Origin of the sequence: Oceanisphaera marina, from assembly GCF_014643915.1 — a bacterium.
GTDB lineage: Bacteria > Pseudomonadota > Gammaproteobacteria > Enterobacterales > Aeromonadaceae > Oceanimonas > Oceanimonas marina.
This window is the reverse complement of the sequence record NZ_BMKE01000045.1, coordinates 1-9,798: the sequence shown is the minus strand read 5'-3', so window position 1 is coordinate 9,798 and position 9,798 is coordinate 1. Positions and strand designations below refer to the sequence as shown.

Sequence of the window (9,798 nt, the reverse complement as noted above, 5' to 3'; positions counted from 1 at the left end):
GGCTGAATGTGTGTCATTGGCTTTGGCATAACAGTCTCCTAAAGCACCCTGATTTCTATATTAACTCAAAATCAGCTGGTTCATGCTTAGGTTGGCACACAGGGATACCGTATAAAATATCATCGTACGTAAGATCATGATTCTTTAGTATTTCTGATGCGGAATATATTTCAAAATACTCCGGAACAGTCAGTTCATCGCCAGACTCTGCACATCGTTCCTTGATTATCTGCTCTAGAATTATCTGATCATTTGTCTTTTGAGCCATTTTTATTCCTTGATAATTTGATACTTATACGCCTTCAAAAAGCTAACGTTTTAATACTGCGCATACTCACATTGCCCCTATATCGCGCACGAAATTAACGAACACACCAGACTCAACTCATTGATTACTGGTATCTTTTAAAACATCACCGAGCACATGTAAGCACGAGACTGCAGCAATACAGACGCTTTGGCCGAGCCATAAAAATACATACGGTATCAAACAGCAGAATTTAAGGCCGCCATTTACAGCTCATTCTCTTAGGTGATGTATGACCTTCAAATGAGACCATTTTGGACGGAGTGACGGTGAAGTGCAATAAAAAGCCATAGGAAGTGGCAACCTCTGCCAACAGGCCATTCCCAAGTATCAGGGCGGATAAAGGGATCAGCTCCGCCGACCTTCTGTTTCAGGGATGAAACAAAGAGCGTACAGGGAGGTATTCATAGCGTGTCGGGGGAGTTGGCCCTTTGTCCGATGCATACGCAGAGATGGAAGAAACCTTGGGTTAGTGGGTGGATATATGCGTTCCGGAAGAGGCTACCCGGTTGCCTCTGAGCTGAATGACGAAATTGTCACAGCGTGCAGCTAAAGGTAATCAAAATGCGAGATCCTGACCTTCGTCAGGAAGACGGCTTAAAACATAGCTGTCAGTTTGGTCTGCTCCCATCCTCTTCAGACACAAAAAAACCGGCCGCAGCCGGTTTTTTCATTCAGGACTCACGCGCGGGCTTTAGGCCAACTTACTTACCTAACAGGGCGTTCGCCTTTTCTACCACGTTGTCGACGGTAAAGCCGAACAACTTGAACAGATCACCGGCCGGAGCCGATTCACCGAAGGTAGTCATACCGATAATGTCACCACCGAAGCCGACATACTTGTACCAGTAGTCCGCAATACCGGCTTCTACCGCCAGACGCTTGGTCACGGCCGCAGGCAGTACGCTTTCTTTATACTCGGCAGACTGGGCATCGAACACATCGGTACATGGCAGAGACACCACCCGTACCAGCTTGCCGTTGGCGCTCAGTTGCTCCTGGGCCGCCAGTGCCAGCTCGATTTCTGAACCGGTGGCGATGATGATCAGTTCAGGGGTGCCGGCACAGTCTTTCAGCACATAGCCACCCTTGGCCACATCGGCCAGCTGGGCGTCGGTGCGATCGATCTGACCCAGGTTCTGACGAGAGAAAATCAGCGAGGTCGGGCCGTTGTGACGCTCGATGGCCGCTTTCCAGGCCACGGCAGACTCAACCTGGTCACAGGGGCGCCAGGTGCTCATGTTCGGGGTCAGGCGCAGCGCAGCAATCTGCTCTACCGGCTGGTGAGTCGGGCCATCTTCACCCAGACCAATGGAGTCGTGAGTGTAAACGAAGATCGAGCGCTGCTTCATCAGTGCCGCCATGCGCAGGGCGTTGCGGGCATATTCCGTAAACATCAGGAAGGTGCCGCCGTAAGGCACAAAACCACCGTGCAGGGCGATGCCGTTCATGATGGCACTCATGCCGAACTCGCGTACACCGTAGTGCAGGTAGTTGCCGGAGGCGTCTTCGGCGCTGATGGCCTTGGAGCCTTTGTGCATGGTCAGGTTGCTGGGGGCCAGATCGGCACTGCCGCCGAGCAGCTCGGGCAGAATGGCACCAAAGGCGTCCAGTGCATTCTGGGATGCCTTGCGGGTGGCAATCTTGGCCGGGTTGGCCTGCAGGGTCTTGATGAAATCGGCACTTTGCGCGGCCCAGTCGGCTGTCAGCTCGCCAGTCACGCGACGCTTGAACTCGGCAGCCAGCTCGGGGTGAGCGGCAGCGTAGGCAGCAAACTGCTCGTTCCACTGTGCTTCTGCAGCGTTGCCTTTTTCTTTGGCATCCCACTCGGCATAAATGTCGGCAGGGATTTCAAACGGGGCATGAGTCCAGCCCAGCTGCTCGCGGGTAGCAGCAATTTCTGCTTCACCCAGCGGCGCACCGTGACAGTCGTGGCTGCCGCCCTTGTTGGGCGAGCCAAAACCGATCACGGTTTTACAGCAGATCAGGGTTGGGCGTGACGTATCGGCGCGAGCGGCATCAACGGCAGCCGTTAACGCGGCGCTGTCGTGGCCGTCTACCCCGGCAATCACCTGCCAGCCGTAGGCTTCAAAGCGCTTCGGGGTATCGTCGCTGAACCAGCCATCCACTTCACCGTCGATGGAAATGCCGTTGTCATCCCAAAAGGCAATCAGCTTACCCAGGCCCAAAGTACCGGCCAGAGAGCAAGCTTCGTGAGAGATGCCTTCCATCAAACAGCCGTCACCCAAAAAGGTATAGGTGTGGTGATCGACGACGTCATGGCCCGGGCGGTTGAACTGCGCCGCCAGGGATTTTTCGGCAATCGCCATGCCCACGGCATTGGTAATGCCCTGACCCAGCGGACCTGTGGTGGTTTCAATACCCGGCGCATAGCCATATTCAGGGTGACCCGGGGTTTTGGAGTGTAACTGACGGAACTGTTTCAGATCTTCAATAGACAGCTCGTAGCCTGTCAGGTGCAGCAAAGAATACAACAGCATGGAACCATGGCCGTTGGACAGAATAAAACGGTCACGGTCGGCCCAGTTAGGATTGGCAGGGTTGTGCTTGAGGTAATGGCGCCACAACACCTCGGCAATATCCGCCATGCCCATGGGGGCGCCGGGGTGACCGGAATTGGCTTTCTGTACCGCATCCATACTTAATGCGCGCACGGCATTAGCCAGCACTTGACGAGAAGGCATCGACATCTCCTGAGACAGTTACGTAATATGAGGGTGAATAAAACGGCGGTATTGTCCCAAAGACTGCCTAGCGGCGCAAATCTAATCTGTCTGGGCCTGGCGCTGGCTTCGGCCATGGCCAGCAGGTGAATCCTCGGCAAACCACATTTTACTGGTAATCGACGCCTTGCCTTACTAGAATGGCCGTCCAGATGTTAATACCGCCATACTGGAGCGGTGATAACACTCAAGACTTTATTTTTACGTTAGGAAACCATCATGGCCAAGCTGTTTACCTCCGAGTCCGTATCCGAAGGTCACCCAGACAAAATTGCCGATCAGATCTCCGATGCGGTGCTGGATGCCATTATCGAACAAGATCCCAAGGCGCGCGTTGCTTGTGAAAGCTTCGTTAAAACCGGCATGGTCATCGTTGGCGGTGAAATCTCTACCAGCGCCTGGGTTGATATTGAAGACCTGGTGCGCAAAACCGTGCGTGACATTGGCTACACCAGCTCGGAAATGGGCTTTGACGGTGAAAGCTGTGCGGTACTGAACGCCATTGGTAAACAGTCTCCCGATATCGCCATGGGCGTGGATCGCGAAGATGAAGACCCTTACGCACAGGGTGCGGGTGACCAGGGCTTGATGTTTGGTTATGCGTCCAACGAAACCAATGTGCTGATGCCGGCCCCTGTGACCTACGCCCACCGTCTGGTGAAGCGTCAGGCCCATGTGCGCAAAGCGCGCGAGTTGCCCTGGTTGCGCCCGGATGCCAAGTCCCAGGTGACCTTCGTTTACGACGATCACGGCAAGCCGCAATCCATCGACACCGTGGTGCTGTCGACCCAGCACGGCCCCGATATTGACCAGGCGACCCTGCGTGAAGCGGTCATGGAAATGATCATCAAGCCGGTATTGCCAGCCGAGTGGCTGACCAAAGACACCAAATATCTGATCAACCCCACCGGCCAGTTCATTATTGGCGGCCCCATGGGTGACTGCGGCCTGACCGGTCGTAAGATCATCGTGGATACCTACGGCGGCATGGCTCGCCACGGTGGCGGCGCCTTCTCCGGTAAGGATCCGTCGAAAGTTGACCGTTCCGCCGCCTATGCTGCGCGTTATGTTGCCAAAAATATCGTGGCTGCCGGCCTGGCCGAACGGTGTGAAATTCAGGTGTCTTACGCCATTGGCGTGGCCGAGCCAACCTCCATCAGCGTTGAAACCTTTGGCACCGGCAAGGTGGCTGAAGAGTTGATTGATGCGCTGGTACGCGAGCATTTCGATCTGCGCCCTTACGGCCTGATCCAGATGCTGGACCTGAACCGTCCTATCTATCAGGCCACGGCCGCCTACGGTCACTTCGGTCGCGATGAATTCCCCTGGGAAGCCACCGACAAGGCCGACCTGCTGCGCGACGCCGCCGGTCTTAAGTGATTACATTAAAATGATATCAGGGAAGCGCAAGCTTCCCTTTTTTATGCCATGAATCCAATACATTCTCAGTTACAAGACCGCGTTTTAGCTCGCGTCAATGACTGCATGCAGCAGGCCAGTGAGCAGCTTGCCCGTGAATTTCTGCCACCTGCCGTGCGCTTTAATCAGCGGGGGCGTATTGCCGGTTCTGCCTGGCTGGAACGTTGGGAGCTGCGATTCAATCCGGTATTGCTGAGTGATAATGAGGCCGAGTTTATGGCCGAGATCATCCCTCATGAAGTGGCGCACCTGATCGCCTTTGCCTGCTATGGCCGGGTCAAGCCCCACGGGCCGGAATGGCAGCACATCATGCAATCGGTGTTTCAGCTTGTGCCGCGCACCCGTCATCGGCTGAACACCAGCAAGGTCGCCCCTACGTTCAGCTATCAATGTGACTGTCGCACGCACCAAATTACCCTGCGCCGCCATAATAATATGCAGCGGGGCAAGCAACGTTATCAGTGCCTGCACTGCAATCAGCTGTTGTCGTTATCCGTTCCTCACTCCACAAGGAAAGTCCCATGATCAAGATTGGTGAATCATTACCCGAACACAGCTTTACCTTTATCAACGACGCCGGTAAAACCAGCGCCGACAGTGCCGCGCTGTTTGGCGGCAAAAAGGTGGTTATATTCGCCGTGCCCGGTGCCTTTACCCCTACCTGCTCCCAGGCCCATCTGCCCGGTTTTGTGGTGCTAGCCGATCAGTTCAGAGCCAAGGGTGTGAGCGTATATTGTCTGTCGGTCAACGATGCCTTCGTGATGCGCGCCTGGCAGCAGGCCCAGAATGCCGGTGCCATCACCATGCTGGCCGACGGTGCCGGTACCTTTACCCAGGCGCTGGGCCTTGCCAAAGACACCGGCGATTTTGGCGGCCTGCGGGCTCAGCGTTTTGCGCTGCTGGCAGACAATGGCGTGGTAACTGCCTTGCAGGTTGAGGCTCCGGGCCAGCTCGACGTCTCTTCTGCCGAGGCCATGCTGGCCTTGCTGTAACAACACCCTGCAGATAGGGGAGTTATCACTCCCCTGTCTCGATTTTTTCTCTGCCGCTTGCCCATCCCATCTAACCATGAGCCCTTTCCCCGCCCCTGCCGCGAGTGGTAAACTTGCGTCATAACAAAACCATAAAAAATAATGAGTCGTGCGCTATTTCATTTTACTGTTGGGCTTATGCTCCTGGCTTGCCTATGGCGAAGCCTTGTCTTTTGGTCAGGCCAAGCGAAAAGCACCTGAAATCTATAACGATCACCCAGTCACCTTTTATTGTGGCTGCGCGATTAACAAAAACGGCAAAAAGCTGGTACCCGACTTGTCCAGTTGCGGCTATCAGGTACGCAAGCAACAAAAACGCGCCAGTCGTATTGAGTGGGAACACATAGTACCGGCCTGGGAGCTCGGTCATCAGCGTCAATGCTGGCAACAGGGTGGCCGAAAAAACTGCACTCGCAACGACAACACCTTCAAGCAAATGGAGGGTGACTTGCATAACCTGGTGCCCGCCGTGGGCGAGGTAAATGGCGACCGTTCCAACTACCGTTTTTCAGAATGGAATGGCAAGCCGAGTCAGTATGGCCACTGCCAGATGCTGGTCGACTTCAAGGGCCGCAAGGTGCAGCCGCCGCAGGCAAGTCGCGGCGCCATTGCTCGCACCTATTTGTACATGCAGCAGCACTATCAGCTAAAGATAGCGTCGCAACAGCTCAAGTTGTTTGAAGTCTGGAATCGGCAATACCCGGCCGATAACTGGGAATGCGAGCGCGATTATCGAATTAACGCCATACAGGGCAATCACAATCCTTTTGTAAAGGAACAGTGCAAACATTATGCGTATACCCCGAATTTATGAAGCCGCGGCCTTGAGCAGCGGACTGGAATTAACCCTGTCGGATGACGCCGCCAACCATGTGGGCCGCGTGCTGCGCATGCAGGCCGGGCAACCGCTGGTGCTGTTCAACGGCCAGGGCGGTCAATATAACGCCAACATTGTGCACGCCGACAAGAAAACGGTGCGGGTACGCCTTGCTGAATTTGATGCCAGTGATTGTGAGTCTCCCCTGCCTTTTCATCTGGGCCAGGTGATCAGCCGTGGCGACAAAATGGAATTCACCATTCAAAAGTCGGTAGAGCTGGGAGTGAATGTCATCACCCCGCTGTTTTCGAGCCGCTGCGGCGTCAAGCTGTCCGGTGAACGGCTGGACAAGAAGATTCAGCAGTGGCAAAGCATTGCCATTGCCGCCTGCGAACAATGTGGCCGCAATAAGGTACCCGACATTCGCCCGGCCATGACCTTGACCCAGTGGCTGGCCGAACAGACCGACGATCTCAAGCTCAACCTGCACCCCAGGGCCGAATACAGCGTAAACACTTTACCGCCACCAAACGCGGGCATTAGACTGTTGGTCGGCCCGGAAGGCGGCCTGTCTGATGACGAGATTATTCAGGCTCGAGAACAGAATTTTGTGGATATTTTGCTCGGCCCTCGGGTGCTGAGAACCGAAACCGCGGCGCTGACCGCCATCACCGCTTTGCAATGCCGATTTGGAGATCTTGCATGACTATTAAACTGGGAATCGTAATGGACCCTATTCAGTCCATTAACATTAAAAAAGACACCAGCTTCGCCATGCTGCTTGAAGCTCAGCGCCGTGGCTACGAGTTGTGGTACATGGAAATGGGCGATCTCAGCCTGCGTGATGGTGAGTCGTTCGGCCGCATGGCCAGACTGACCGTTAAAGAAGACGCCAGCCAGTGGTTTACCCTGGAAACAGCCGAGCGCCAGCCATTAAGTAACCTGGACGTTATTTTAATGCGCAAGGATCCCCCGTTCGATACCGAATTCATTTACGCGACCTATCTGCTGGAGCGCGCCGAAGAAAAAGGCACACTTGTCGTCAACAAACCCCAAAGCCTGCGTGACGCCAACGAAAAGCTGTATACCGCCTGGTTTTCCGAGTTTACGCCCACTACCCTGGTCAGCCGCAGCGCGGTGGAGCTGCGCGCGTTTCATCAGGAACATGGCGACATTATTCTCAAGCCGCTCGACGGCATGGGCGGCGCGTCTATTTTTCGGGTCAAGCAAGACGATCCCAACCTTGGCGTGATTCTTGAAACCCTGACCGACCACGGCAGCCGCTATTGCATGGCACAGGAATATATTGCGGCCATTACCGACGGCGACAAGCGGATTCTGGTGGTGGATGGCGAGCCCGTGCCCTATTGTCTGGCCCGTATTCCACAAGGTGGTGAGACTCGTGGCAACCTGGCCGCAGGTGGACGTGGCGAGGCGCGACCTTTAAGCGACAGTGATCGCCGCATTGCAAAGGCTCTGGGCCCCAGCCTGAAGGCAAAAGGACTGATCTTTGTTGGGCTGGACATTATTGGTGATAAACTGACCGAAATAAACGTGACCAGTCCAACCTGCGTACGCGAAATTGAAGCGGCTTTTCCGGTCAATATTTCCGGCATGCTGATGGACGCCATTGAAAAACGTCTATCCTGAATATAAAGCTCATTATCCCCGCCGGCCACAGGCGGGGCTATTTCTGACTCAAGACGAGATGACATGGACTCATTGCAACATCATTTTCTTATTGCCATGCCCAACCTCAAAGACCCTTTCTTTGCCGGTTCCGTAACCTATGTGTGCGAGCACAATGACGAAGGTGCCATGGGGCTGGTGATCAATATTCCCATCGATATGCCCTTGCATGAGTTATTGGAGCAGCTGGAAATGGCGCCCGAGGAGTTGCCCTCCGAACTCGACAAACCCGTATTGCAAGGGGGGCCTGTGGCCGCCGATCGCGGATTTGTGCTGCACTCGCCGGTGGCGGGATTCAGCTCCAGCCAGATGCTGGCCGATAATCTGATGATTACCACCTCTCCCGACGTACTGGAAACCCTGGGCACGGAGCAGGCACCCGAGCATTATCTGGTGGCACTGGGTTATGCGGGCTGGACACCCGGCCAGCTGGAGCAGGAGCTGACCGAAAACAGCTGGCTCACCATTCCTGCCGACACCGCACTGATCTTCGATACCCCGCTGGCCAGCCGCTGGCATCAGGCCATTGGTCGATTGGGCATAGACTCTCGCCATTTATCCTCACAAGTAGGTCACGCATGAGCCGTACCTTGCTCGGTTTTGATTACGGCACCAAAAGCATTGGCGTGGCGGTAGGCCAGGAAATTACTGCCTCGGCCCGCCCGCTGATGGCACTGAAAGCCAATGACGGTATTCCCAACTGGGAACAGATTGGCGCCCTGATTCAGGAATGGCAGCCCGCCTTGTTAATCATCGGCTTGCCGCTGAATATGGACGGCACAGAGCAGGATATCAGCCGACGTGCCCGCAAGTTTGCCAATCGCCTGCACGGTCGCTTTGGCGTACAGGTCGAGTTGCAGGATGAACGCCTGACCACCACGGATGCCCGGGCAAGACTGTTTGATGCCGGTGGCTACAAGGCGCTGGGCAAAGATGCCGTGGACGCCGTATCGGCACAGCTAATTCTGGAATCCTGGATGGAAAACAACAATCTATAAAGCGTGAAGCGTGAAGCGTGAAGCGTGAAGCGTGAAGCGTGAAGCGTGAAGCGTGAAGCGTGAAGCGTGAAGCGTGAAGCGTGAAGCGTGAAGCAGAATACAGCCAAACTCGCATGCCCAGTGTTTTATGTCGTCCCTTTCACCTTTTACACTTCACCCTTTACTTTCTTTAAAAAAACAAAAAACCCGCCGAAGCGGGTTTTTTTAGTATCTGTATTACCGCAAGGGTAATTAGATAGCTTCGATTTGAGAAGCTTGAGGACCTTTAGCACCTTCAGTAGCGGTGTAAGATACCTGCTGGCCTTCTGCCAGAGTTTTAAAACCGCTACCAACGATTTCAGAGAAATGCGCGAACAAGTCTTTGCTGCCGTCAGCAGGAGTGATAAAACCAAAACCTTTTGCTTCATTGAACCATTTTACGGTACCAGTAGCCATAATAACTCTTACCTTTATTTTAGTGTGACGAGCGTATGCTCGGAAAATGCAACAAATATCAAATAAGGGAAGCTTGGTGACTGTAGTGCCATAAGGAACGAACAATGTACAACGGCCGCGCTAACTTGAATCTTTTGCTGGAGTGCACTCTACGGGAGTCGGGGGGTGGCGTCAAACTTTATTACGATTAGTGGTGGTTATTTTTTAGTCAGCCACGATGCGACACAATACAAGCCGTAAAAAGGCGCCTTTCGGCTAACACCGATCAGTTAAGAATTTTGGCGATCGGTTGACCGATCCTTATACGGCGTCAGAATACCCTCATCACCACATGGTATGAGGGTATTTTTTTGCTTGG

10 protein-coding genes are annotated in these 9,798 nt (G+C 54.2%); 8 read left to right on the top strand and 2 right to left on the bottom strand.

Annotated elements, in window-relative coordinates:
- Positions 1 to 1,011: 1,011 nt before the first annotated feature.
- Positions 1,012 to 3,012 (bottom strand): transketolase, encoded by a 2,001-nt coding sequence (gene tkt, locus IEW52_RS15230; protein ID WP_188630939.1) that lies wholly within the window; start codon positions 3,010 to 3,012, stop codon positions 1,012 to 1,014.
- A gap of 258 nt (positions 3,013 to 3,270) precedes the next feature.
- On the opposite strand from tkt, the gene metK reads away from it, so the two are divergent.
- The 8 genes from metK to ruvX all read left to right on the top strand — a co-directional run bounded on the left by metK (position 3,271) and on the right by ruvX (position 9,005).
- Positions 3,271 to 4,431, top strand: a complete 1,161-nt coding sequence (gene metK, locus IEW52_RS15225) for a methionine adenosyltransferase (RefSeq protein ID WP_188630938.1) — start codon at positions 3,271 to 3,273, stop codon at positions 4,429 to 4,431.
- Positions 4,432 to 4,479: 48 nt separating this feature from the next.
- A complete protein-coding gene (locus IEW52_RS15220; protein ID WP_188630937.1) occupies positions 4,480 to 4,995 on the top strand; it encodes a SprT family zinc-dependent metalloprotease in 516 nt (171 codons plus the stop codon).
- Positions 4,992 to 5,462, top strand: a complete 471-nt coding sequence (locus tag IEW52_RS15215; RefSeq protein WP_188630936.1) for a peroxiredoxin — start codon at positions 4,992 to 4,994, stop codon at positions 5,460 to 5,462. The genes IEW52_RS15220 and IEW52_RS15215 overlap by 4 nt, the downstream gene beginning before the upstream one ends.
- Before the next feature lie 148 nt (positions 5,463 to 5,610).
- Complete coding sequence (locus IEW52_RS15210; RefSeq protein WP_188630935.1) at positions 5,611 to 6,315, top strand: endonuclease; 705 nt, start codon at positions 5,611 to 5,613, stop codon at positions 6,313 to 6,315.
- Entirely contained in the window at positions 6,293 to 7,024 is a 732-nt protein-coding gene (gene rsmE / locus IEW52_RS15205) for a 16S rRNA (uracil(1498)-N(3))-methyltransferase (RefSeq protein ID WP_188630934.1), read from the top strand. The genes IEW52_RS15210 and rsmE overlap by 23 nt, the downstream gene beginning before the upstream one ends.
- Complete coding sequence (gene gshB, locus IEW52_RS15200) at positions 7,021 to 7,968, top strand: glutathione synthase (protein WP_188630933.1); 948 nt, start codon at positions 7,021 to 7,023, stop codon at positions 7,966 to 7,968. Before rsmE ends, gshB begins: the two co-directional genes overlap by 4 nt.
- A 63-nt stretch (positions 7,969 to 8,031) precedes the next feature.
- Positions 8,032 to 8,589, top strand: a complete 558-nt coding sequence (locus tag IEW52_RS15195; RefSeq protein WP_188630932.1) for a YqgE/AlgH family protein — start codon at positions 8,032 to 8,034, stop codon at positions 8,587 to 8,589.
- Positions 8,586 to 9,005 carry a Holliday junction resolvase RuvX gene (gene ruvX / locus IEW52_RS15190; RefSeq protein WP_188630931.1) on the top strand — a complete coding sequence of 140 codons (420 nt, stop codon included), beginning with the start codon at positions 8,586 to 8,588 and terminating at the stop codon, positions 9,003 to 9,005. The genes IEW52_RS15195 and ruvX overlap by 4 nt, the downstream gene beginning before the upstream one ends.
- Positions 9,006 to 9,236: 231 nt before the next feature.
- Here the strand turns inward: ruvX and IEW52_RS15185 are convergent, their stop codons facing one another.
- Positions 9,237 to 9,440, bottom strand: coding sequence for a cold-shock protein (locus IEW52_RS15185; protein ID WP_188630930.1), 204 nt, complete (start codon positions 9,438 to 9,440; stop codon positions 9,237 to 9,239).
- Positions 9,441 to 9,798 lie beyond the last annotated feature (358 nt).

Excerpts from the sequence above, each read along its gene's own strand:
- IEW52_RS15220 (WP_188630937.1), top strand. The coding sequence starts at position 4,480 with ATGAATCCAATACATTCTCAGTTACAAGACCGCGTTTTAGCTCGCGTC.
- IEW52_RS15185 (WP_188630930.1), bottom strand. The coding sequence starts at position 9,440 with ATGGCTACTGGTACCGTAAAATGGTTCAATGAAGCAAAAGGTTTTGGT.
- tkt (WP_188630939.1), bottom strand. The coding sequence starts at position 3,012 with ATGCCTTCTCGTCAAGTGCTGGCTAATGCCGTGCGCGCATTAAGTATG.
- IEW52_RS15215 (WP_188630936.1), top strand. The coding sequence starts at position 4,992 with ATGATCAAGATTGGTGAATCATTACCCGAACACAGCTTTACCTTTATC.
- ruvX (WP_188630931.1), top strand. The coding sequence starts at position 8,586 with ATGAGCCGTACCTTGCTCGGTTTTGATTACGGCACCAAAAGCATTGGC.
- IEW52_RS15195 (WP_188630932.1), top strand. The coding sequence starts at position 8,032 with ATGGACTCATTGCAACATCATTTTCTTATTGCCATGCCCAACCTCAAA.
- rsmE (WP_188630934.1), top strand. The coding sequence starts at position 6,293 with ATGCGTATACCCCGAATTTATGAAGCCGCGGCCTTGAGCAGCGGACTG.
- gshB (WP_188630933.1), top strand. The coding sequence starts at position 7,021 with ATGACTATTAAACTGGGAATCGTAATGGACCCTATTCAGTCCATTAAC.
- metK (WP_188630938.1), top strand. The coding sequence starts at position 3,271 with ATGGCCAAGCTGTTTACCTCCGAGTCCGTATCCGAAGGTCACCCAGAC.